We start from the raw sequence: 22426 nt of genomic DNA, 5'->3' as shown, positions 1-22426 counted from the left end.
GCTTTTTTGTATCAGCGCTTCGATAAGAAAATATTGGTGAGTCGATTTAAGAATTGTGGGCTAATACTCGACAATTGATACATCAGTTTGGTTTTGATGCCTACAGGCGTATGTGTCGGAATTAAAGCATGATCTTTTTGTTGTGCCAAATGTAATACTTGTTTGGCAACATCAGCAGGGGTTAAATCAACGCCGATATTTTGAATACTACCTGCATCCATATTCTTCACCATATTGGTTTGAACGAATAAAGGCATGACATCAAGTACACGAATATTGTACTTTTGCCATTCAACATCTAATGCTTCCGTTAAACCACGAACGGCAAATTTACTTGAGGAATATGAGGCTAAATCTGCTTGACCATAAATTGCTGAAGCAGAGGATAAATTGATAACACGAGCAAATTTTGCCTGTTGCAAATGATTTAAAGCCGTATGACAGCCATTTATAACGCCTTTGACATTGATATCAATGGTGCGATGGTGTGATTGGATATCTGTTTTTTCAAATGGCCCAGAATACAAAATTCCAGCATTATTGACTAAAATATTGAGTTCACCAGCCCAGTTTCTAAATTCTTGTAAAGCGATTTGCCATTGATGGTAATTGCTGACATCGAGATAACCAGCCTTAGCATTCTCACCTAACTCAGTGGCTAATTGCTCAGCAAGTTCTTGGTTAATGTCATAAATTCCAACTTTATAGCCATTCTTATGGAATAAACGTGCGATTTCAGCGCCAATTCCTTGTGCAGCACCACTGATAAAAACACTAGCTTGCATTGCTGTCCTTTATATTGATATTTCTTGAGTGGGTGTATATTACGCACAAGCGGCTTTATGCTGCAACAATTTAGCGGTTTAGGTTTGAGGGGGTCATCATGGAAAAATTATTAGAGATCATGCAGGAATTAAGACAAAAATGTCCATGGGATCAACAACAAACACCTGAAAGTTTAACTCGTTATGCAATTGAAGAGGCTTATGAGGTCGAAGCTGCCATACGTGAGGGCAATATTGATGAGATTCGAAATGAATTGGGTGATTTGCTGTTGCAAGTGGTGTTTCAATCACAAATGTTTAGTGAGAAAGGGGCATTTGATTTTAACGATGTGGTAGATGCAATCAGTGAAAAGTTGATACGTCGTCATCCACATGTTTTCCAAGCAGATCAGTTTAAAGATTTGAGTTCAGACCAAGTAAGTGAATTGTGGAAGCAAATTAAGCTACAAGAAAAAAAAGATAAAAGTGTATCTAGATTAGATGAAATCAAACATGCTCCAGCCTTGGTTCAAGCACAAGAGGTTCAAAAGAAAGCAGCGCAACTTGGTTTTGATTTTGAAACGGTGACTGATGCATATGCGAAATTAGAAGAAGAGTTAGGAGAGTTGCAACAAGCAATTAAAAATCAAAAAAATGATGAAATACAAGAAGAATTTGGAGACTGCCTATTTTCTTTGATCAACGTTGGCCGTAAACTTGGGCAGTCGAGTGAGACGGCATTGTTGGCAACAATTTATAAATTTAGAAGCCGCTTTGCTTATATTGAACAACAAGCACAACGACAAAATAAAGACTTGCAAGAAATGAGTTTAGCAGAAATGGATGAACTCTGGGAGCAAGCAAAACGACAATTAAAAACTGAGGGGAAAACACATGATTTTGTCGCAGCCACGCAGCAGACATAATCTATTTATACTGATTTTACTATGGGTTGGGTGTTATACAAGTGGTTATGCGCAGCAATTTGATCAATCTTATGAAAAGTGGAAAGCTCAACAGCAAGCGCGTGACCAGCAGTTAGCTAAACAGCCCAACAATAGTTACTATTTATCAAGACCTAGTCAGCAAAACACCAAACAATTTTCATCTTCTGTAAATATTCAGTCAGATAAAATTAGTTTGAATCAGGCAAATCTAGAACAGTTACAAACTTTGAATGGAGTGGGACAGAAAAAAGCTCAAGCAATCATTGAATACCGCCAAAAGAAGGGTGGTTTTAAAACAATAGATGAATTAATGAATGTAAAAGGAATCGGGCCAAAACTGCTTGAGAAGAATAAAGCAAAGCTCATACTTTAAGATTCAATAGGGAAAAAGTCGCTAATCTGAGCAATTGATCTGTTGAAACTTCAACAGAATAAATTGCCCTTTGTGTGTGTTAGAGCTATGATTAGCGACAAAATGTTATTTACGTCCTGACGTAGGAGACAGTGTCTTTTGCAAACTTTGCGCGCGTCAAAATGTGGTTTGTCCACAACTCAACTACCACCTTCAATTCTTGATGTAATTGATAGCCTCACTAAAGCAGGTTATGAAGCTTATATCGTCGGTGGTGGTGTTCGCGATATGATGCTTGGTCTTAATCCTAAGGATTTTGACGCAGTTACCAATGCTACACCAGCTCAAGTTAAAGAGGTTTTTGGTCGACGTTGCCGTATTATTGGTCGACGATTTGAGCTTGCACATGTTTATTCTGGTCGAGAATTAATTGAAGTTGCGACCTTTCGCGCACCGCCTAAAAAAGCAGTAACCAGTGCTTCTGGTATGATCTTACGAGATAATAACTGGGGAACGATTGAGCAGGACTTTGCTCGCCGTGATTTCTCAATTAACACTTTATATTATCAACCCCGTAAAGCCATCGTTCTAGATTTTTGTCATGCAGTTGATGACATTAAAACACGTACATTACGATTTCTTGGGGAGCCAGCACAGCGTTTCGAAGAAGATCCTGTAAGAATGCTACGTGCCTTGCGTTTTGCTGCAAAATTAAATTTTCAAATTGATTCTTCGATCTTAGATGTATTTAATCCTGAGATGACGCAATTGTTGCGTGATGTCTCACCGCATCGTTTATATGATGAATCTCAAAAATTATTTACGATGGGACACCTGAACCGTGTTCTACCGATGTTGATTGAGTTTGGTGTTTGGAAGCAATTGTTTGCTGAAATTCCACCGAACATCACTGCTTTTATTGAGCGTGCAGCTAGAAATACAGATCAGCGTATTCAAATTGGCAAAACCATTAATCCTGCATTTTTCTATGCGGTATTGTTATGGAAACCTTTTTTAGAGCGATGTGATTTTTATTTAAATAAAGGGATGGTTCCTGCAGAGGCTCGTGCACAAGCAGGTTTGGATGTTTTAAAACGTCAAGCGACTCGAACTATTATTCCTCGTTTTGCTGAAACTTTTATTCGTGAAGTTTGGGAAATGCAGACACGTTTGCTCAATCCAAAACCGCAACAAATAGAAGCCCTAGCAGGACATGCACGTTTTCGCGCAGGATTTGATTTCTTATTGCTTCGTGAGAAGTCTGGTGACACAAGCACAGATGGTATGGGTGTTTGGTGGGAAAACTACCAAGAGATGTCGATTGATCAAAAAGAAGCGGTCATTCGTCAATATAATCGCCAACGTACAAAATCAAGACGTAAGCTTGCTGAAGTTGATGATGTAAAGACTACTGAAATTGAACCTTTGGTGAATGTACCTGAACCTAAAAATCGACGTGCTAAAAAAGAGCGTGTTAGAACAGATGATTCGGTCAATCGTTTTATTGAGAAAGCTTCAACTGATTCAAATTTAATTCATGCTGATCATCCGATTTTGAAACGTAAACGTGTAAAACGTGATTTAGCAGAAGTTGTTTTTGGACCGACGCAATGACGATTCGTACTTATATTGGTTTAGGTTCAAACTTAGGTGACTCAAAACACATTCTTGCAGAAGCAGTTTTGAAATTATCAAGTTTGGGTACTGTTCAAGTCTCTAAACTATATCAAAGTCCACCGATGGGACCGCAAGATCAGCCTCATTATCTGAATGCTGTGGTTCAGTTAGATACAGAATTGTCGCCACTAGATTTGCTTGATCAATTGCAACAGTTTGAGAAAGATGCTGGACGTATTCGTTTGCGTCATTGGGGAGAGCGGACTCTTGATCTGGATTTACTGATTTATGGACAAGAGCAGATACACAATGAGCGTTTGACCGTGCCACATGTTGGTGTGTTGGAGCGTGATTTTGTCGTGATTCCATTATTAGATTTAGATGATCATTTACAAATAAATGGTCATTCTTTAAGAGATTTAGAACTTTTACAGCAAGCAAATTTGACTGTAATCGCAGATCAATCTTGGGCAAATGCTTAAGATTCGTCTGTTCTGGAAATGCCTGTAGAGGACACCATCATGATTAGTCTAAGTGACTTAAGAAAGTTTAAAGCCGAAGGACGCAAGTTTTCATGTCTAACTTGTTACGATGCAAGTATGGCTAAAGCAATGGAACTGGCTGAAATCGATACGATTTTAATCGGTGATTCTCTAGGAATGGCGATACAAGGACGGGACTCAACCCTTCCTGTAACAGTAGAAGATATGGCTTACCATACTGCTGCTGTTCGTCGCGGTAATTCGCATGCTTTGATCATGACTGATTTACCATTTATGAGTTATGCGACACTTGAAGATGGTTTGAAAAGTGCAAAAGCTGTGATGCAAGTTGGCGCGCAGATGGTCAAGATCGAAGGTGGTGCATGGTTAAGTGAATTGGTTCAAGTGCTTACACGTAATGGTATTCCTGTTTGTGTACATTTGGGTTTAACACCTCAGTCTGTTCATGTTTTTGGCGGTTATAAACTACAGGCGAGAACACGTGAAGCAGCTGATCAATTGATTGCAGACTGCCAAGCTGTAGTTGATGCTGGCGCAGCAGTTTTATTGCTTGAATGCGTACCAGCACAACTCGGTAAAGAAATTGCTGAATTATTTCCAAACACACCTGTGATTGGGATTGGTGCTGGTAATCAAACCGATGGTCAAGTGTTGGTTGTACAGGATATGCTTGGGCTAACATTTGGACGTGTTGCACGTTTCGTTCGTAATTTTATGAAAGAACAATCAGGTGAAACAGCAATCCTAGATGCTTTTAAAGCTTATCATGCTGCTGTACAAGATCAGTCTTTCCCAGCTAAAGAACATACTTTCCAAGTTGAGCTGTAATTCATGAAAACAGAAACAACAATTCAAGGCTTAACTGCGTCTCTTTCACCTGCGCGTGCTGCAAAAAAAATGATTGGTTTCGTACCAACCATGGGGAATTTGCATGAAGGTCATTTGACCTTAGTTCGTGAGGCAAAGAAGATTTGCGATGTCGTTGTCGTAAGTATTTTTGTTAATCCAATCCAGTTTGGTGCTGGAGAAGATTTTGATAGTTATCCGCGTACACTAGAACAAGACAGTCGTTTATTGGCTGATGTTGGTTGCGATATTATTTTTGCGCCTTCTGTTGAACAAATGTATGGTTCACAGCCACGTTTAACTAACATTAGTGTTGGTCAGATTACTGACGATTTATGTGGTAAATCACGTCCAGGACATTTTGATGGTGTTGCGGTTGTCGTGACTAAATTATTTAATATTGTTCAGCCAGATTATGCATTTTTCGGGCAAAAAGACTATCAGCAACTTGCTGTTATCCGTCAATTAGTTCAAGACTTGAATATTCCACTTGAAGTGATTGGGGTGCCAATTGTTCGCGCTCAAGATGGTTTAGCTTTAAGCTCTCGTAATGGTTATTTAACTGAAGAGCAACGTGCAACAGCACCGAAGATTTATCAGCTATTGAAACAAGCTGAGCAAGATCTCCATGAAGGTAAAGCCTTGTCAGCGGTTTTGGCTACAATCTCGGATCAGTTGACTCAAGAAGGTTTTGTTGTAGATTATGTCGAGGCTCGACAACCAAATTTACAGCCAATTGAACAGTTTACTCAAAACTTAGTGCTGTTTGTTGCTGCAAAACTTGGTTCGACACGATTGATTGATAATTTACAAGTCGAATATAAAACATAAAACAATAAAAGGGCAAAATGCCATGAAGCGTATTCTTATCGTTACAGGTCAATCAGGCTCAGGGAAATCTTCAGCATTACAAGTGCTTGAAGATCTCGGCTATTATTGTATAGATAACTTACCCTTGGCATTATTGCCTGAGATTGTGGCAAAACTAGATCATGAGAATAATTTGGAGCAACTTGCCTTAGGTGTTGATATCCGAAGCACTCGTGCAGATATGCAAGAGTTTGATCATGTCTTTGAGCAGTTAAAAAGACATGGTTCGGTCGATGTTATTTATCTGACGACTCAAGATCAAGACTTGATTGCACGTTTCAGTGCATCACGACGACCACATCCTTTAGCGAGTCGTTTTAATAGTCTGTTGCAATGTATTCAAGAAGAAAAGCAACTGCTTATTCCGATACAATTTCGCTCTACAGTTCATATTGATACCACAGATAAAAGTGTTCATGATTTAAAACATATTTTATTGTCAAAATTAGGTCAGTCAGATAATTTGATTGTGATCTTGCAATCTTTTGGTTATAAGCACGGAATTCCTTTAGATGCTGATTATGTATTTGACGTAAGACATTTACCAAACCCGCATTGGGATTTAGAATTACGTCGTCTGTCTGGCTTAGATGAGCCAGTCCGTCAATTTTTAGAAAGTAATCAGCAAACCAATGAGATGTTTGCTGATATTTATGCTTTTCTTGAAAAGTGGTTGCCTGCCTTTGCTGAAGGGCATCGCCATTACATGACCATATCTGTGGGTTGTACTGGTGGGCAACATCGTTCCGTTTATATTGTGGATAGACTCAAAAAGGCTCTTGAGGCAAAATGGGCTGTCCAAATTTTACATAGAGAAATGAAGCACTGGTCATGATAGACACAACGATTGATGTAATTAATAAACTCGGCTTACATGCACGTGCTTCTGGTAAACTCATCGAAGTCACCACAAAGTTTCGCTCTTCTATTCAGATTGGGAAAGGCGATAAATTGGTTGATGCAAAGAATATTATGTCATTGTTGATGTTAGGTGCAGGTAAAGGCACGACTTTAAGATTAGTGATAGACGGTGCTGATGAAGATAAAGCACTGGAAGAAATTCAAACGCTGTTCGCAGCAAAATTTTATGAGGCAGAGTAATAGTGGCACGTGGTACCCAGCGTTATACCGATGAGGATTTTGAATCATTAGAGGGACGTGCGAGTAGAACCGAACAGAAAAAAGCTGTGCAACGTATGGCAGCTTTAGGTGAGCAATTGGCTCAATTAAATGTAAAACAGATTCAAAAACTTCCTGTTGATGAGCGTTTGATTGATGCGTTGCTTGAAGTGCAAAAGATTAGCTCTTTTGAAGCACGTCGTCGCCAGTTTCAGCGAATCGGTAAACTCTTGCGTAATGAAGATGAAAGTACCATTTTGTCTTATCTTACCCCTCAACAAGGCGCTAAAAAGCAAATGCAATTGATGCGTTGGGTTGATCGTATGATTGATCAAGGTGACCCAATCATCAATGAATTTAGTAAGGTTTTTAATGCCTCTGAACGACACACTTTACGCCAACATGTTCTGCGTATTCATCGTGATATCAAGCAGCAAGTGAGTGAAGAAGAACTTGAGGCATCAAAGCGTAAATTTGTGAATTATGTCCAGCAAGTCGCTCTGTTATCGGATCAAGGTTAATTCAAAAAAGAAGTTTCAAATGAAACTTCTTTTTTTATTCTAGAGTTAGTTTCCAAACTCACCTGTCGCGCGTTCTTTTGCCCATTCTCTTAAAATAAATTTTTGTAACTTTCCTGTTGAGGTTTTTGGAATCTCGGTAATCACCACATCTTTCGGAACTTTAAAGCGCGCCAGCTCCTTTTGGCAATGCAGAATAATATCTTCTGCTGAAGCTGAGATACCTTGCTTTAATTCAATAAAAGCACAGGGAACTTCTTGCCAGCGAGGATCAGGTTTTGCAACGACTGCAGCAGTTAAAACGGCTGGATGGCGATAAAGAACATCTTCGACTTCAAGTGATGAGATATTTTCGCCACCTGAAATAATAATATCTTTGGAGCGATCAGTAATTTTCGCATAACCATCAGGATGACATACGGCTAAATCCCCTGTATGGAACCAACCGCCTTTAAATGCCTCTTCGGTGGCTTGTGGGTTTTTAAGATAACCTTTCATCACGATATTGCCACGGAACATAATCTCACCCATGGTTTCACCATCATTGGGTACAGGCTGCATGGTTTCAGGATCTAGTACACGCATACTGTCTTGTAACGGATACGGAACGCCTTGACGTGAATGTAATTGAGCTTGCTCTTGGATAGATAAATCACTCCAACCTGCTTGTGCAGCACATAAAGCAGACGGGCCGTAAGTTTCAGTCAAACCATAGACATGATTGACATTGATACCTATATTTCGCATCCCTTCAATAATGGCAACGGGAGGCGCTGCGCCAGCCACCATCACTTCGACATGATGATCAAATGATGTGCGTTGATCTGTTGGGGCATTGATGAGCATGGACAGTACAATAGGAGCACCGCAGAAATAATCGACTTTGTGTTCAGAAATATATTTGAAGATCAGAGCAGGATCGACACGGCGTAAACAGATATTGGTACCGCCACTAGCAGCAATAGACCAAGCAAAACACCAACCATTACAATGGAAGAGCGGTAATGTCCACAGATAAACAGCACGAGGTTTCATACCGCAGGCCAAGATATTACTTGCCGCATTGAGGTAAGCACCACGATGATGATAAACCACGCCTTTCGGATTGCCTGTAGTTCCCGAAGTATAATTCAGACTAATGGCATCCCATTCATCTTGTGGGAGCAACCATTCAAATTCAGGATCACCTTGAGCTAACCAAGATTCATATTCGTACTGCCCAAGTGCGATTTGTTCAGCATCATATTCCTCATCAAATACATCAATCACAATAATATCTTGATTGATCAGTGTTAATGCTTCTTCTGCAAGGGTTTTAAATTCAGGGTCGACAAGCAGTACTTTTGATTCTGCATGCGTGAGCATGAAAGCAATAGTTTTTGCATCCAAGCGTGTATTCAACGTATTGAGTACAGCACCTGCCATTGGTACTGCAAAATGAGCTTCGATCATTGCAGGGACATTTGGTAACAGTACCGAAACGGTATCGTTTTTTTGAATACCTAGATTTCTGAGTTGATGTGCAAACTGGCGACAGCGTTGATAGGTTTGCTGCCAAGTGATTTGACGAGCACCATGAATAATTGCTGCTTGATGAGGGTAAATATACGCAGCACGTTCTAAATAGCGTAAAGGAGATAATGCGACAAAATTTGCAGGGGTTCTTGGTAATTCATCATATGCACTCACCATGTGTCTGTACTCCATTTCTGTTATTTTCATATATCTATAACAACATAGTGTGTTGTTAAACGGAATTCATTTAGGCTTTAGTCTGAAGTGTTGCCTGAATGATTTTGGTTTTTCTGAATCAAAGGTTTCATCCTTATCTAAACCTGTGTAAAATCTTGAATACTTTTTTATCCGCCGTTTTTTATCTTTTGAGGATTCCTCCTCAATACATAATCTCGCGGTGATATGCTCCTTCGTATAGGGCATCACTCCTTAAGGATTTTATTATGCCAATCATTACTTTACCAAATGGTGATCAAAAGCAATTTGATCATCCGATTTCCGTGATGGAACTTGCTCAAAGCATTGGTCCAGGTCTTGCAAAAAATACAGTTGCTGGCCGTATCAATGATCGTTTGGTGGATGCTTGTGATTTAATCACAGAAGATGCGACAGTTCAGATTATTACCCCGAAAGATGAAGAAGGTCTAGAGATCATTCGTCACTCATGTGCGCACTTGGTAGGACATGCGGTTAAGCAATTGTTCCCTGAGGCGAAAATGGTTATCGGCCCAGTGATCGAAGAAGGTTTCTATTACGATATCTGGATGCCACGCCCATTTACTTTGGATGATATGGCGGCGATCGAAGAGCGTATGAAAAAGCTCATCGATCAAGACTATGATGTCATCAAAAAAATGACACCACGTGATGAAGTGATTGCAGAATTTACAGCACGCGGTGAAGAATACAAATTACGCTTGATTGCAGACATGCCAAATGAAACACAAATGGGCTTGTACTACCATCAGGATTATTTGGATATGTGTCGTGGTCCGCACGTACCAAACACTAAATTCTTAAAATCATTCAAACTCACTAAAATCTCTGGTGCATACTGGCGTGGTGATGCGAAGAATGAACAGCTACAACGTATCTATGGTACGGCTTGGGCTGATAAAAAACAGTTAGCAGCTTATATCAAACGTATTGAAGAAGCTGAAAAACGTGACCATCGTAAAATTGGTAAAGCTTTAGATTTATTCCACATGCAAGAAGAAGCACCTGGTATGGTGTTCTGGCATGCGAATGGTTGGACAATCTACCAAGTGCTTGAGCAATACATGCGTAAAGTTCAGCAAGACAATGGTTACCAAGAAATTAAAACACCACAAATTGTTGATTTCACTTTGTGGGAGAAATCAGGACATGCAGCGAACTATGCTGAAAACATGTTTACGACTCATTCAGAAAGTCGAAACTATGCAGTAAAGCCGATGAACTGTCCTTGTCACGTACAAGTGTTCAATCAAGGCTTAAAGTCATACCGTGATTTACCAATCCGTTTAGCGGAGTTCGGTTCATGTCATCGTAACGAACCCTCTGGTTCATTACACGGGATTATGCGTGTTCGTGGCTTTACCCAAGACGATGCACATATTTTCTGTACCAAAGAGCAAATTGGTAAAGAGGTTGCAGACTTTATTAAACTGACTTTAGATGTTTATAAAGACTTCGGCTTTGAAGAAGTGCAAATGAAACTTTCAACACGTCCTGAAAAGCGTGTAGGCGATGATGCACTTTGGGATTTAGCAGAAAAATCTCTTGCTGATGCTTTGGATGATGCGGGCTTGGCTTGGGACTTACAACCAGGTGAAGGTGCATTCTATGGTCCGAAGATTGAATTTTCATTAAAAGATTGCTTAGGTCGTGTGTGGCAATGCGGTACAATCCAATGTGACTTCAATTTACCTATTCGTTTAGATGCTTCATATGTGACGGAAGAAAACGAACGTGATCAACCAGTCATGCTGCATCGTGCAATACTTGGTAGTTTTGAGCGTTTTATTGGTATACTAATTGAACATTACGCTGGTTTCATGCCACCTTGGCTTGCTCCAGTTCAAGCTTGTGTTATGAACATTACTGATTCTCAAGCTGAGGCGAGTGAGCAAGTCGTTGCAAAACTCAAAGAAAATGGTCTTCGTGCTATTTCTGACTTGAGAAATGAAAAAATCGGATTTAAGATTCGTGAGCGTACCCTAGAGCGTATTCCTTATCTTCTGGTTCTTGGTGACCGAGAAGTTGAAGAGGGAACTGTCAATGTCCGTACTCGCTCAGGAAAAAATTTAGGTACTATGTCAGTGGATGCATTCATTGATCTAGTGAAATCTGCCGTAGCCGAACGTGGCCGGTACATTGTGGAGTAATAAAGATTAAACAGCCTGACCGTAACCAACAACAAGGTGCTAAAAGTAACCGTCCTGCGATTAACGACGAGATCCGTGCAAAAGAAGTACGCCTTGTTGCTGCAGATGGAGAACAAAAAGGTGTCGTTTCATTAACTGAAGCATTACGTGCTGCTGAAGAAGCAAATCTTGACCTTGTTGAGATTGTTGCTAATGCAGAACCGCCTGTTTGTAAAATCATGGACTACAACAAGCACTTGTTTGATTTGAAACAAAAGCAAAAAGATGCGAAGAAAAAACAGCATCAAGTGCAAGTGAAAGAAATCAAGTTACGTCCAGCAACGGATGTAGGTGATTATCAGGTAAAATTGCGCGCAATTTTACGTTTCCTTGAAGAAGGAAATAAAGTGAAAATTACCTTACGTTTCCGTGGTCGTGAGATGGCGCATCAGCAACTTGGTCTAGCTCAATTGCAAAAGATTGAAGCTGACGTTGCGGAGTTTGGTGTAGTAGAACAAGCTCCGAAGATGGAAGGTCGTCAGATGGGCATGTTACTTGGTCCGAAAAAGAAAAAGTAATTTTTCTAAAAAAAAGCACCGCAATAGGCGGTGCTTTTTTATGCCTAAAATTTCTTGCTTAATAGAAAAAATTAAAAAACTAGCAAATATGATAAAAGGTACAATATTGTAAAATTAGTTGAAAAGTGAATTATTGATAAGCGAGGATATATGTCAACTATCAATGGGACTGATGAGTTATCGGAAATTAATCAAAAAGTCGTGCAAGAAGGCGAAGCTCTACCTCAAGTCAGATTGAGGGATGGTAGTCGTGTACAAACAGGCACTGTCGCAACAATGCTACATAATATTCATTTGTATAAAATGGGTGTGCGTGGTGATGTGGAAGATGAGCTTGCTTTAGCGATTCCAACCTTAGTGAAAGTAGGATTGTTTGATTTGTTTAGTGTAGATGAGTGGATTAATGGCAATAATGCTGGTCGCAAATTTGTTGGAGAAAAAGCAAAAGCATTCTTGGAAAAATCAGACACAATTTTTTAAATCACTCTTTGCATAGACTTTTTATTGTTTCTTTTCGTGCTAGGCTGCTGATCAATAACTATGAACTGTGCTATAACGCAACAACAGTCAGAATAACGATGAATAGGGCAACATAAATGATTGACTTATATTATTGGGGAACTCCCAATGGGCACAAAATAACGATTGCTTTAGAAGAAATGAAACTCGATTATCAGATTTTCCCGATTAATATTTTAGAAAACGATCAGTTTCAACCCGATTTTCTTAGGATATCTCCAAATAATAAAATTCCTGCAATAGTCGATCAAAATGGACCGCGTGGAGAACCTATTTCAGTATTTGAATCAGGTGCAATTCTACAATATTTAGGTCGTAAAACAGGTTTGTTTTATCCAACTGATGAACAAGAACGTGTTGAAGTTGAGCAATGGTTGATGTGGCAAATGGGTGGTTTCGGTCCGATGCTTGGTCAGAATCATCATTTTAGTAAATTTGCACCTGAACGTATTCCTTATGCGATAGAGCGCTATGTGAATGAAACTAAACGTCTCTATGGTGTGCTCAATAAACAATTAATTGGTCAAAAGTTTGTAGCTGGTGAATACTCTATTGCGGATATGGCTATCCTGCCGTGGGCGTTGCGTTACGATTGGCAAGGCATTCAACTTGAAGATTATCCATATGTTCAAGACTATATTGAACGTTTGACCGCACGTCCTGCTATTCAAAAAGCATTATCGATCAAAGTTTAATTTTATTATTAGTACCGTGTTTAATGATTATATTAAGCATTGGGTTCTTCTCATGGGATTACTGATCGTAGTAGCAGTGAGTTGCAGTCTGATGCAATATTTTTTAGCGATAGATAACTTTGAATGGATGGTCTTTGTTTTAATCTTAAGTACAGGCTTTGTTTTTGCTTCACTATTTGCACTTTTACAAGTCAAAGCATTCTGTTTTTCATACAGGAGTTTGTGGAGGCATTTTCGCTTTATACCTTACCTTACTTTTTTATGTTGATCTCACAATGTTGATTGATTGGAATGCTGTTTCAGAGGGTGAGATACAATTAACAATATTACAGAAAATGATTAAATCTGATGCCGCATTTTGGATTGCTTTTATTGTTCCATTTTTATATTCAAGCCTAAGTTATATTGTCCGATCTAAATCGGAGCCCAAAGTTTCGTGATCTCTTATCTTTTGTTATTTATTTCTGCTTTTGGTGCAGCGACATTATTGCCTCTACAGTCAGAGGCGGTCTTAATGACTTTACTGGTGCAGGGGCCTTCTAGTCCATTTTATTTGATTTTAGTTGCGACTGTAGGCAATGTATTGGGTTCATGTGTGAACTGGTGGTTAGGGCTGAAAATTGAACATTTTAAAGATAAAAAATGGTTTCCTGTTTCTGAACAGCGTTTAGTACAAGCACAACAGATTTATCATAAATATGGTTTTTATTCTTTATTATTAAGCTGGACACCTGTCGTTGGAGATCCGATCACTTTAATTGCAGGGTTGATGAAAGAAAATTTTTGGCGCTTTTTGCTGATCGTTACGATTGCCAAAGGTGGGCGTTATTTAACTTTATATGCTTTATATCTAGGCATTTTCTGAGGGTAGGGAAAGCTTGCTCGCTTTCCCTAAGTGTTCTAATGATCCGAACCTTTGGTGATATCGACTTTAAATAAATCAGTAGTTTTAAACCAACAATAAGTCACCACAGCAAGTGTCATACATCCGCCAAAAATGGTTGCAGTTATGGTTCCCATATACTTAGCGGCTAAACCAGATTCAAAAGCGCCGAGTTCATTGCTTGAAGAAACGAACATGCCATTAACCGCAGCAACACGACCTCGCATATTCTCAGGAGGGAAAATTTGTAAGACGGTTTGACGAACAACAACAGAAACACTATCACATGCACCCGTCATTGCCAGTGCAAACAGAGATAGCCAAATGTTATTTGAGTATGCAAATAGAATAGTAAAAATACCAAAACCAGCAACAGCGAATAACATATTTCGCCAAGCATGATGCGTTGGTGGAAATTTGGTTAAAACAATCATTGTTAACAACGCACCAATTGATGGAGCAGCACGTAAATATCCCAATCCTTCTGGACCGACCTTTAAAATATCCTCAGCAAATATAGGCAGAAGTGCAATTACCCCTCCAAATAATACTGAAATAAGATCTAATGATATGGCCCATAAGACAATTTTGGTTTTCCAAATAAAGCGAAAACCGTCTGTCAGACTTTGAAGAACGTTCTCAGTTTCCATTTTTGGAAAAGTTCTTTTTTGAAGTAGGGTAATCAGAATAAAACAAGTTGCTAACAATCCTGTGACTGCGAACAAGCTGGTCTCTCGCCCAAGAAATGCCAGCATAAATCCTCCCAACATTGGACCGATAATCACGCCACTTTGCCAACCAATCGTCGTCCATGTTGCACCATTCGCATAAAGTTCACGTGGAATAAGAAATGGTTTGAGAGAGGTTGCTGAGGGGTTGTAGAAACCTCGAATTGTTCCTAATCCAAAAATGACTGCATAAATTCCCCATGACAAAGTTGAGACACTAATCTTTTCTAAACCATATAAATGGAAGAGTGCCCAAAGCACGAGTGGCAATAGTGCTGCAAAAAATAAACAGACCTTCATAATGGTTTGCTTATTGAGTTTATCTGCAAAATAACCACCCCATAAGGAAAGCGCAATAAATGGAATGGCTTCAGCTAAACCGATAAAACCTAATGTGAGTGGATCACGTGTGATTTGATACAGTGAATAAGCAACGATAATTTCTTGAATCAGAATTGCCAGTGTTAAGCAGAATTGATTCAAGGTAACGATAGAGAAATCTCGATAGCGCAATGCAGCAAAAGCATCTTGTTGTGTATTCATTTCGAGTGTTTATGATGGAATTGAAGCTATTATAAGTAAGTAATTAATGTAAATTTCTCGTATTTTGAGAATTAATAATGGAAAATTTCGTTTGAGTAAAAGTCTTGCTCTTACTCAAAAAATGAGCATTTTACTTTTGTTTTATTCGCAGATGTTATATCATGCTGCCTTCCTTACCTGCAGGTCGATTTGCAATAGTGCAAACGCGCCGAACAGGTGCCTAAAAGAGGTTACTATGGCTAAGTTAAAAACTCGCCGTGGTGCAGCTAAACGCTTCAAAGCGACTGCAAACGGTTTCAAGCGCAAACAAGCATTCAAGCGCCACATTTTGACCAAAAAATCTGCTAAGCGTATCCGTCAATTGCGCGGTTGTGTAATGGTTCACGTAAGTGACGTTGCATCAGTTCGTGCTATGTGCCCATACATCTAAGGAGATTATAAATGGCTCGTGTAAAACGTGGTGTAGTGGCTCATCGTCGTCACAAAAAAATTCTTGCTCGCGCTAAAGGTTACTATGGTGCTCGTTCACGCGTTTACCGCGTAGCGTTCCAAGCGGTAATCAAAGCTGGTCAATACGCTTACCGTGACCGCCGTCAAAAGAAACGTCAATTCCGTGCTTTATGGATTGCGCGTATCAATGCTGGTGCTCGTCAAAACGGTTTGTCATACAGCCGTATGATCGATGGCTTGAAAAAAGCTCAAGTGATCATCGACCGTCGCGTATTAGCTGACATCGCTATGCATGATGCAGTAGCATTTGCTGCTTTAGCTGAAAAAGCTAAAGACGCATTAGCTGCATAAGCTTAGAGATTCAAAAGAAGGCCGCTTTTTAGCGGTCTTTTTTATGGTTTTAGGATTTAGTAATAGAGAATAATGAGAGATCAATAAAATCTCCTAAAAGAATAGGAGCATCCATAATTTATTTTTTTATAACCGTAAATTATTGCTTTTAGTAGTCTAAGTTTTCACAATTTAAGTATGTGATTTAAATTGTGAAAACTCTATTTTTTATGGCTAAATTTATTTTAATTTAGAAAAATGATCTTAATAATTAGTTCGCTTTTGCACAGTTTTTGCTGCTTTAACATTCATATACAAGTTGGGTGATCAACATTTACCTGAACAAGTTTTTGTGGAGGTTGAATTGCAAAGCAATCGAAAAGGTCAAATACGTACAGCTAACTTTGGAGATGCAGCTAAAATCGCTGAGATTCATGTACAGTGCTGGAAAGAAACTTACGCAAATATCCTTAATCAAGAAATATTAGATCAATTAGATGTACAGGAAAAATTGATATTATGGCAAGCAATCACAAGAAGTTTAGATCATCAATTGTTAGTGTATATTGAAGATCAAAAAATAAAGGGTTTTTTAGATGGATATTTAAATCCTGAAAATAATGTGGCTGAAATTCGCGCTTTTTATCTTTTGCAGGACATCCAAAAACAAGGTATTGGGCGTGAAATGTTTCAATGCTTTTACGACTATGTTGTTCTGAAAAGATATCAGTTTATTCGTTTAGAGGTTTTTAAGAAGAACCCCAGTCGTTTCTTTTATGAAAAGATTGGAGCTGAATTGATTGGAGAAGCCGAACTTCCAGAGTTCGGCGAAGGAATAACGGAGCTAATTTATCAATGGGAAATTGAATCTAATTAAAAGTTGTACGCTTTTATTAAAGCCCAAAATAATAAGCGACCAAACAGATAATTACCGTAAGAATAATTAATTTAATGACGCTAGAAGTTCCAACCTTGTATGGATGAGCTTCATTGAACTGTTGTGGGGTTTCCATGGTTCGGTCGATGATCTCTGGTTCATCCATGGTAAGTTGAGCTGTCTGATAATGATTTGCTGTTTTGACGATTAATTTAGCGAATAAATCCTCAGCCTTCTGTGAAAAATTACGAAGATTGATTTGTTCTTCAGGGCTAATGAGTTCACCAGAATCTGTATAAGGGTGCTTTTTTTGTTCTTCTAAGTGGTCGATAAGTGCTTGTGTTCGATGTAATAATTGATGAGCACAATCAGCTGGATAATCTGTTGGGATCAACGCCAAAAGTGTTTCATCAGGCTGATTATGATCTATTTCGTAGCCATAAAATGGGAAATCTTGTTGTTCAGGTTCTAAAAAGTATTCCGCATATTTGCTATTAAATAATTCGCGCTCTAAAAATTTTGAGACATCGTTCCAATTGATTTTCTGTAAATCAGTATCGATTTTTTTAGCGTATTTATTATTTAATTCATAGCGCCAAAATGTCTCTTCTCTTATAGTGCTTTTTTGAGAAAAAGGTGTTTCAAATTCCTGATCAGTGTTAAACCATTCAGCGAGTTCATGTCCGCAAATCCAAGCAGTTTTTTTATTGGCTTGATGACTTACAATAAAATGTGCAAATGGTAGAAGCTCGACATTAGGATTAGGATTTTGTTCGTCGTTGAGAATACTAGAAAGATGTAAGCTTAGTTTTTTGACGCCTTGTTTTTTCAAACCCTCAAGCCAAATTTGGAAATGTTGTGCCAGCAAATGTTGTGATAGTAGATCTCTGAAGATTAAGCAGTTTTTACTGAAAATAGGATGTTCGATCCAGCGATTAAAGTTTAGATTTCCTGCAAGAAATTCATTGCCATAGCTAACAAGTGTAAGTTGTTGTTTCCAGATTTGATCAAGCGCCATCGTTATTGTTTCTCATTGACGATACTCGTATCTTATACATTTTATTCAGATATTGATTATTTTTTTGCGAAAATTTATTGCACCACGGGCATTTGTTGTCCATTTGGGCATAAAGTTTAACGCTAAAAAGTACTCTATTTAAACAGTCCTTTATCTTCATAAACTAGGTAAAAAGCTGATAAACTATAGCGTTTTATTATATTTCTATAATTTGTTGCTTTGAGAGTTACTATGTCACTGGAAGCCCTGACCACTGAAGCGCTTGCTGCCATTGCAGCGGCTCAAGACCTTGCCGCACTCGACCAAGTTCGTGTGCAATTTACAGGGAAAAAAAGCCAGCTTGCAGAGCAGTCTAAAGCATTAGGAAAAATGGATCCTGAAGAGCGCAAAGTACAAGGTGCTGCGATTCATGCTGTTCGTGAAGCTATCAATGCTGCTTTGACTGAACGTCAGCAGACACTACAACAAGCTGAGTTGGCAAAAAAATTGGCAAGTGAAACGATTGATATCACTTTACCTGGTCGCGGTCAGCGTATGGGAAGCATCCATCCTGTGACTCAAGTTCAGGAACGTATTTGTCAATTCTTTACCAAAGCAGGCTTTCAGGTTGCACATGGGCCAGAAGTTGAAGATGATTATCACAACTTTGAAGCCTTAAATATTCCAGGTCATCATCCAGCACGCGCGATGCATGATACTTTCTATTTCGATGCAACGCATTTACTTCGTACTCATACCTCGGGTGTACAAATTCGTACCATGGAAACGAGTCAGCCGCCAATTCGCATTGTGTGTCCTGGCCGTGTATATCGTTGTGACTCGGATCAAACGCATTCGCCGATGTTCCATCAGATCGAAGGTTTGTACGTTGCTGAAAACACCAGCTTTGCTGAGCTAAAAGGTCTATTGATTAATCTTCTGAATGAATTTTTCGAAAAAGATTTAAAAGTGCGTTTCCGTCCATCTTACTTCCCATTCACTGAACCAAGTGCTGAGGTGGATATTATGGATGAACGCGGTCGTTGGTTGGAAGTTTTAGGTTGTGGCATGGTACATCCAAATGTACTTCGTGCTTCTGGTATTGATCCTGATAAATACAAAGGTTTTGCTTTTGGTTTAGGGGTAGAGCGTTTTGCAATGTTGCGTTATGGCATCAATGACTTACGTATGTTCTACCAAAATGATGTGCGTTTTTTACGCCAGTTTGCCTAACAGTTTTTCAGGATTAAATAAGGTTTATACAGATGAAAATTAGTGAAAATTGGTTACGCACATGGGTGAACCCAGCGATTGATAGCGAAACCCTTTCTGATCAATTGACCATGCTTGGTCTGGAAGTCGATGAACTTGCACCTGTGGCAAAGCCATTTACAGGTGTCGTCATTGGAGAAGTACTCACTGTTGAACAACACCCAGATGCAGATCGCTTACGTGTTACGACGGTAAATATTGGCTCTGGTGATCCATTACAAATTGTTTGTGGTGCACCAAATGTCAGTGTAGGAATGAAGGCACCTGTTGCAACTATCGGTGCAGTACTACCAGGCGATTTCAAAATTAAGAAAGGCAAGCTTCGTGGTATTGAATCACAAGGCATGCTATGTGGTGCTTCTGAAATTGATTTAGAAGACAAGATTGATGGTTTGTTAGAGCTTCCTGCTGATGCACCTGTTGGCATGAATATTCGTGAATATTTAAAACTTGATGACAATGTGATTGACATCAGTATCACGCCAAACCGTGGTGATTGTTTTAGTATTCGTGGTATTGCACGTGAAATTGCAGTCATCAATCAATTGAATGTAAATGAGCCAAAGATTCAATCAATAGCAGCAACAATTGCTGATGAGAAAATTGTTAATATCACAACTGAAGGTACACCGCGCTATTTAGGTCGTATCGTAAAAAATGTAAATGTTAAAGCTAAAACACCTGAATGGATGGAACAAGCACTCGCTCGTACAGGGATTCGCACACATAGTATTTTGGTTGATGTGACCAACTATGTATTGCTTGAGTTAGGTCAGCCGATGCATGCCTTTGATTTAGCAAAAATCGAAGGAACAATTCAAGTTCGCCAAGCACAGCCTCAAGAAAAATTGGTGCTGCTCAACGATCAAGAAGTTGAATTACAAGATGACATTATGGTCATTGCTGATCAGCAAAAAGTTTTGGCAATCGCTGGAATTATGGGGGGCTTAGATTCCTCAGTTACAGACGATACGCAGGATATCTTCCTTGAAAGTGCTTTCTTCGCACCTTTAGCAATTGCTGGTCGTGCGCGTCGTTTTGGCTTGCATACTGACTCATCTCAACGTTATGAGCGTGGTGTCGACTTCGAGTTACCAATGATTGCAATGCACCGTGCTTCTGAGCTTATTCAGGCTTTTGCTGGTGGAGAATTTGGCCCAATTACAGTAGCAGAGCAAGCTGAGTTATTACCAAAACGAGAAGCAATTCCACTGAAGCAATCACAAGTCGACCAGTTACTGGGTTATGAAGTTGCTGGTGAGTTTATTGCTGATGCATTAGCTCGTTTGGGTTGTATGGTGGAAACTAAAGCTCAAGGTGAATGGAGTGTTGTTCCACCATCACATCGTTATGATATGGCAATCTATCAAGACCTGATTGAAGAAGTTGCACGTATTCACGGTTATGACAACATTCAAATCAGTTTGCCAAAAATTGATGTGAAATTAGAAAAATATCAGGATCGTTTCGAAGTCGCGCAGCTTCGTCAAACTGTTGCAACTTTAGGTTATCAAGAAGCGATTAGTTTCAGTTTTGCTGATGCAAAATTGGAAAAACAGTTAAATCCAAATGTACAACCTTTAATGCTTGCTAATCCGATTTCTAGTGATTTAGCGGCAATGCGTAGTACTTTATTATCTAGCTTGATTCCTTGTGTTCAATATAATTTGAACCGCCAACAGCAACGTGTACGCTTCTTCGAATTAGGTTTACGTTTTGATTATCAAAATGCAAAAGATATTCATGATCTTAAACAGATTCCAACACTGGCATTGATTGCGGTGGGCTCGCGTACTCCTGAATCTTGGCATATCAAGCCGCAAGCGATGGACTTTTTTGACTTTAAAGGCGAAGTAGAAGAGATATTAGCTGCTGGGCGTGTGAATGTTGATTATATTCGTACCGAAAGAGAGTGGTTACATCCTGGTCAATCTGCTGAAATATTGGTTGATGGCAAGTCAATTGGATATTTAGGGCGTTTGCACCCATCATTAGAAAATGCACTTGATCTGGGCATTACTTGGGTTGCGGAATTGGATCAACAGGCTGTTTTGCAATCTTATGTATCTAATTTTACAGAATTATCACGTTTTCCATCGGTTAGACGTGATATTGCGCTTTTAATCTCTGATAAGATTGAGGTAAGAGATATTCAGCAGTTAATCAAACAAACAGGTGGTCAGTTACTCGACTCAACTTGGTTATTTGATGTGTATACGGGGCAAGGGGTTGAACAGGGCAAACGCTCATTGGCATTTGCCTTGTTATGGCAGCATCCGACTCGTACGCTTGAAGATGCTGAGATCAAATCTGGTATGGATAACATTATTCAAGTGTTGGAAGACACTTACCAAGCGACATTGAGGGCCTCATGACAGCATTAACAAAAGCAGAGATGGCGGACCATTTAAGTGAGCTTACTAGCTTAAATCGCCGAGAAGCAAAGCAAATGGTTGAGCTATTTTTTGATGAAATAAGCCAAGCCTTAATTGCGGGTGAACAAGTCAAACTTTCTGGATTCGGTAATTTTGAATTGCGTGATAAACGTGAACGCCCTGGGCGGAATCCTAAGACTGGCGAAGAAATACCAATTTCTGCTCGTCGTGTAGTGACGTTTAGAGCGGGGCAGAAATTTAGACAACGTGTTGGAAATGAGCAGATCGATTGATCTGCTTTTTTTATATCTACTTTTTTATTTAAAATTAAACATAAAAGTATCAGGCATAAAAAAAGAGAACCGTAAGGTTCTCTTTTTTATAATCTAAAATTAGATTATTGAGCAGCAGAAGCAGCAACGTCAGAAGCAGCAACGTCAGAAGCAGCAACAACAGCGTCAGAAGCAGCAACAGTAGCTTCAGAAGCAGCTTCAGTAGCTTCAGAAGCAGCAGCTACAGCTTCAGAAGCAGCAGCGTTTGCATCAGTAGCAGCTTCTTCTTTCTTAGAGCAACCAACGAAAGCTAAAGTAGTAGCGATAGCAGCAACAACAGCAAATTTTTTGAATAACATGGCATCACTCTCATAAAATTGTGAGATTAAAAAAAACCTTAGCTAGTCTGTTTGTGCTTTTAATATTCCTAAACGCTTTTAGGTAACAACGCAGGGAGCAGCCTAACTGGTCTGTGGCTATCCTATCAAAGCAAATCATGAATTACTACTGT

At 39.3% G+C, this 22426-nt stretch carries 25 protein-coding genes; 20 read left to right on the top strand and 5 right to left on the bottom strand.

The genetic code is table 11. The annotated features are described in order from the left end of the window. Positions 1-11: 11 nt before the first annotated feature. Positions 12-785 carry an SDR family oxidoreductase gene (locus tag ACSC97_RS02370; RefSeq protein ID WP_436659123.1) on the bottom strand — a complete coding sequence of 258 codons (774 nt, stop codon included), beginning with the start codon at positions 783-785 and terminating at the stop codon, positions 12-14. Between the two features lie 98 nt (positions 786-883). On the opposite strand from ACSC97_RS02370, the gene mazG reads away from it, so the two are divergent. The 9 genes from mazG (at position 884) to yjgA (ending at position 7539) form a co-directional block, all read left to right on the top strand. Next, a complete protein-coding gene (gene mazG / locus ACSC97_RS02365; protein ID WP_168154674.1) occupies positions 884-1690 on the top strand; it encodes a nucleoside triphosphate pyrophosphohydrolase in 807 nt (268 codons plus the stop codon). Then, positions 1659-2084, top strand: a complete 426-nt coding sequence (locus tag ACSC97_RS02360; protein WP_004906696.1) for a ComEA family DNA-binding protein — start codon at positions 1659-1661, stop codon at positions 2082-2084. Before mazG ends, ACSC97_RS02360 begins: the two co-directional genes overlap by 32 nt. Positions 2085-2222: 138 nt before the next feature. After that, positions 2223-3677 (top strand): polynucleotide adenylyltransferase PcnB, encoded by a 1455-nt coding sequence (gene pcnB / locus ACSC97_RS02355; RefSeq protein ID WP_126131868.1) that lies wholly within the window; start codon positions 2223-2225, stop codon positions 3675-3677. Continuing rightward, complete coding sequence (folK, locus tag ACSC97_RS02350; RefSeq protein ID WP_004960709.1) at positions 3674-4162, top strand: 2-amino-4-hydroxy-6-hydroxymethyldihydropteridine diphosphokinase; 489 nt, start codon at positions 3674-3676, stop codon at positions 4160-4162. The genes pcnB and folK overlap by 4 nt, the downstream gene beginning before the upstream one ends. 39 nt (positions 4163-4201) lie before the next feature. Then, positions 4202-5011 carry a 3-methyl-2-oxobutanoate hydroxymethyltransferase gene (panB, locus tag ACSC97_RS02345; RefSeq protein WP_004906704.1) on the top strand — a complete coding sequence of 270 codons (810 nt, stop codon included), beginning with the start codon at positions 4202-4204 and terminating at the stop codon, positions 5009-5011. 3 nt (positions 5012-5014) lie between these two features. Then, the gene (gene panC, locus ACSC97_RS02340; protein ID WP_099948113.1) at positions 5015-5860 is read left to right on the top strand and encodes a pantoate--beta-alanine ligase; all 846 of its coding nucleotides are present in this window, start codon (positions 5015-5017) and stop codon (positions 5858-5860) included. Positions 5861-5882: 22 nt separating this feature from the next. Beyond that, positions 5883-6734, top strand: coding sequence for an RNase adapter RapZ (gene rapZ, locus ACSC97_RS02335; RefSeq protein ID WP_004906708.1), 852 nt, complete (start codon positions 5883-5885; stop codon positions 6732-6734). After that, complete coding sequence (locus ACSC97_RS02330) at positions 6731-7000, top strand: HPr family phosphocarrier protein (RefSeq protein ID WP_004637957.1); 270 nt, start codon at positions 6731-6733, stop codon at positions 6998-7000. Before rapZ ends, ACSC97_RS02330 begins: the two co-directional genes overlap by 4 nt. Positions 7001-7002: 2 nt before the next feature. Then, positions 7003-7539, top strand: a complete 537-nt coding sequence (gene yjgA, locus ACSC97_RS02325; protein ID WP_004955693.1) for a ribosome biogenesis factor YjgA — start codon at positions 7003-7005, stop codon at positions 7537-7539. 45 nt (positions 7540-7584) lie between these two features. Here the strand turns inward: yjgA and ACSC97_RS02320 are convergent, their stop codons facing one another. Beyond that, positions 7585-9228 carry an acyl-CoA synthetase gene (locus ACSC97_RS02320; protein ID WP_279675662.1) on the bottom strand — a complete coding sequence of 548 codons (1644 nt, stop codon included), beginning with the start codon at positions 9226-9228 and terminating at the stop codon, positions 7585-7587. A 266-nt stretch (positions 9229-9494) separates the two neighbouring features. Between ACSC97_RS02320 and thrS the strand changes: the two genes are divergently transcribed. The 5 genes from thrS to ACSC97_RS02295 all read left to right on the top strand — a co-directional run bounded on the left by thrS (position 9495) and on the right by ACSC97_RS02295 (position 14053). Beyond that, positions 9495-11417: a threonine--tRNA ligase gene (gene thrS, locus ACSC97_RS02315; protein ID WP_004906717.1), complete on the top strand. Its 1923-nt coding sequence runs from the start codon at positions 9495-9497 to the stop codon at positions 11415-11417. A 5-nt stretch (positions 11418-11422) separates the two neighbouring features. Further along, positions 11423-11974 carry a translation initiation factor IF-3 gene (infC, locus tag ACSC97_RS02310; protein WP_075696111.1) on the top strand — a complete coding sequence of 184 codons (552 nt, stop codon included), beginning with the start codon at positions 11423-11425 and terminating at the stop codon, positions 11972-11974. 150 nt (positions 11975-12124) lie between these two features. Beyond that, positions 12125-12454, top strand: coding sequence for a DUF7709 family protein (locus tag ACSC97_RS02305; protein ID WP_436659117.1), 330 nt, complete (start codon positions 12125-12127; stop codon positions 12452-12454). Between the two features lie 116 nt (positions 12455-12570). Beyond that, on the top strand, positions 12571-13188 hold the full coding sequence (locus ACSC97_RS02300) for a glutathione S-transferase N-terminal domain-containing protein (RefSeq protein WP_004906725.1): 618 nt from the start codon (positions 12571-12573) through the stop codon (positions 13186-13188). Positions 13189-13627: 439 nt separating this feature from the next. After that, positions 13628-14053 carry a YqaA family protein gene (locus ACSC97_RS02295; RefSeq protein ID WP_130575940.1) on the top strand — a complete coding sequence of 142 codons (426 nt, stop codon included), beginning with the start codon at positions 13628-13630 and terminating at the stop codon, positions 14051-14053. Between the two features lie 35 nt (positions 14054-14088). Here ACSC97_RS02295 and ACSC97_RS02290 read toward each other — a convergent pair whose 3' ends face one another. After that, positions 14089-15342, bottom strand: coding sequence for an MFS transporter (locus ACSC97_RS02290; RefSeq protein ID WP_436659115.1), 1254 nt, complete (start codon positions 15340-15342; stop codon positions 14089-14091). A 235-nt stretch (positions 15343-15577) separates the two neighbouring features. Between ACSC97_RS02290 and rpmI the strand changes: the two genes are divergently transcribed. From rpmI to ACSC97_RS02275, 3 genes are all read left to right on the top strand, one after another. Further along, positions 15578-15772, top strand: coding sequence for a 50S ribosomal protein L35 (rpmI, locus tag ACSC97_RS02285; protein ID WP_004637967.1), 195 nt, complete (start codon positions 15578-15580; stop codon positions 15770-15772). 11 nt (positions 15773-15783) lie between these two features. Further along, positions 15784-16143: a 50S ribosomal protein L20 gene (gene rplT, locus ACSC97_RS02280; RefSeq protein ID WP_336723009.1), complete on the top strand. Its 360-nt coding sequence runs from the start codon at positions 15784-15786 to the stop codon at positions 16141-16143. A 298-nt stretch (positions 16144-16441) separates the two neighbouring features. After that, entirely contained in the window at positions 16442-16999 is a 558-nt protein-coding gene (locus ACSC97_RS02275; protein WP_436659112.1) for an N-acetyltransferase family protein, read from the top strand. Positions 17000-17015: 16 nt separating this feature from the next. Here the strand turns inward: ACSC97_RS02275 and ACSC97_RS02270 are convergent, their stop codons facing one another. Next, positions 17016-18017, bottom strand: a complete 1002-nt coding sequence (locus ACSC97_RS02270) for a hypothetical protein (protein ID WP_436659110.1) — start codon at positions 18015-18017, stop codon at positions 17016-17018. A 231-nt stretch (positions 18018-18248) separates the two neighbouring features. Here ACSC97_RS02270 and pheS point away from each other — a divergent pair, with 231 nt between their 5' ends. From pheS to ACSC97_RS02255, 3 genes are read left to right on the top strand one after another with little or no spacing between them, the layout of a single operon-like run. Continuing rightward, positions 18249-19229 carry a phenylalanine--tRNA ligase subunit alpha gene (gene pheS / locus ACSC97_RS02265; protein ID WP_004955712.1) on the top strand — a complete coding sequence of 327 codons (981 nt, stop codon included), beginning with the start codon at positions 18249-18251 and terminating at the stop codon, positions 19227-19229. Positions 19230-19261: 32 nt separating this feature from the next. After that, positions 19262-21643: a phenylalanine--tRNA ligase subunit beta gene (pheT, locus tag ACSC97_RS02260; protein ID WP_436659107.1), complete on the top strand. Its 2382-nt coding sequence runs from the start codon at positions 19262-19264 to the stop codon at positions 21641-21643. Then, complete coding sequence (locus ACSC97_RS02255; RefSeq protein WP_004664224.1) at positions 21640-21936, top strand: integration host factor subunit alpha; 297 nt, start codon at positions 21640-21642, stop codon at positions 21934-21936. Before pheT ends, ACSC97_RS02255 begins: the two co-directional genes overlap by 4 nt. Positions 21937-22040: 104 nt before the next feature. Here the strand turns inward: ACSC97_RS02255 and ACSC97_RS02250 are convergent, their stop codons facing one another. Continuing rightward, positions 22041-22274 carry a hypothetical protein gene (locus ACSC97_RS02250; RefSeq protein WP_151831147.1) on the bottom strand — a complete coding sequence of 78 codons (234 nt, stop codon included), beginning with the start codon at positions 22272-22274 and terminating at the stop codon, positions 22041-22043. Positions 22275-22426 lie beyond the last annotated feature (152 nt).

The organism is Acinetobacter sp. P1(2025) (assembly GCF_051390655.1).
GTDB classification, from domain to species: Bacteria; Pseudomonadota; Gammaproteobacteria; order Pseudomonadales; family Moraxellaceae; genus Acinetobacter; species Acinetobacter junii.
This window is presented reverse-complemented; position numbering and strand designations above follow the sequence as displayed.

What these genes read in the sequence shown, in the direction of transcription:
- ACSC97_RS02330 (WP_004637957.1), top strand. Translation starts at nt 6,731, where the DNA reads ATGATAGACACAACGATTGATGTAATTAATAAACTCGGCTTACATGCA.
- panC (WP_099948113.1), top strand. Translation starts at nt 5,015, where the DNA reads ATGAAAACAGAAACAACAATTCAAGGCTTAACTGCGTCTCTTTCACCT.
- pheT (WP_436659107.1), top strand. Translation starts at nt 19,262, where the DNA reads ATGAAAATTAGTGAAAATTGGTTACGCACATGGGTGAACCCAGCGATT.
- ACSC97_RS02300 (WP_004906725.1), top strand. Translation starts at nt 12,571, where the DNA reads ATGATTGACTTATATTATTGGGGAACTCCCAATGGGCACAAAATAACG.
- ACSC97_RS02250 (WP_151831147.1), bottom strand. Translation starts at nt 22,274, where the DNA reads ATGTTATTCAAAAAATTTGCTGTTGTTGCTGCTATCGCTACTACTTTA.
- ACSC97_RS02290 (WP_436659115.1), bottom strand. Translation starts at nt 15,342, where the DNA reads ATGAATACACAACAAGATGCTTTTGCTGCATTGCGCTATCGAGATTTC.
- ACSC97_RS02360 (WP_004906696.1), top strand. Translation starts at nt 1,659, where the DNA reads ATGATTTTGTCGCAGCCACGCAGCAGACATAATCTATTTATACTGATT.
- rpmI (WP_004637967.1), top strand. Translation starts at nt 15,578, where the DNA reads ATGGCTAAGTTAAAAACTCGCCGTGGTGCAGCTAAACGCTTCAAAGCG.
- ACSC97_RS02320 (WP_279675662.1), bottom strand. Translation starts at nt 9,228, where the DNA reads ATGGTGAGTGCATATGATGAATTACCAAGAACCCCTGCAAATTTTGTC.
- mazG (WP_168154674.1), top strand. Translation starts at nt 884, where the DNA reads ATGGAAAAATTATTAGAGATCATGCAGGAATTAAGACAAAAATGTCCA.
- ACSC97_RS02370 (WP_436659123.1), bottom strand. Translation starts at nt 785, where the DNA reads ATGCAAGCTAGTGTTTTTATCAGTGGTGCTGCACAAGGAATTGGCGCT.
- thrS (WP_004906717.1), top strand. Translation starts at nt 9,495, where the DNA reads ATGCCAATCATTACTTTACCAAATGGTGATCAAAAGCAATTTGATCAT.
- ACSC97_RS02270 (WP_436659110.1), bottom strand. Translation starts at nt 18,017, where the DNA reads ATGGCGCTTGATCAAATCTGGAAACAACAACTTACACTTGTTAGCTAT.
- rplT (WP_336723009.1), top strand. Translation starts at nt 15,784, where the DNA reads ATGGCTCGTGTAAAACGTGGTGTAGTGGCTCATCGTCGTCACAAAAAA.
- ACSC97_RS02255 (WP_004664224.1), top strand. Translation starts at nt 21,640, where the DNA reads ATGACAGCATTAACAAAAGCAGAGATGGCGGACCATTTAAGTGAGCTT.
- panB (WP_004906704.1), top strand. Translation starts at nt 4,202, where the DNA reads ATGATTAGTCTAAGTGACTTAAGAAAGTTTAAAGCCGAAGGACGCAAG.
- rapZ (WP_004906708.1), top strand. Translation starts at nt 5,883, where the DNA reads ATGAAGCGTATTCTTATCGTTACAGGTCAATCAGGCTCAGGGAAATCT.
- ACSC97_RS02305 (WP_436659117.1), top strand. Translation starts at nt 12,125, where the DNA reads ATGTCAACTATCAATGGGACTGATGAGTTATCGGAAATTAATCAAAAA.
- pheS (WP_004955712.1), top strand. Translation starts at nt 18,249, where the DNA reads ATGTCACTGGAAGCCCTGACCACTGAAGCGCTTGCTGCCATTGCAGCG.
- folK (WP_004960709.1), top strand. Translation starts at nt 3,674, where the DNA reads ATGACGATTCGTACTTATATTGGTTTAGGTTCAAACTTAGGTGACTCA.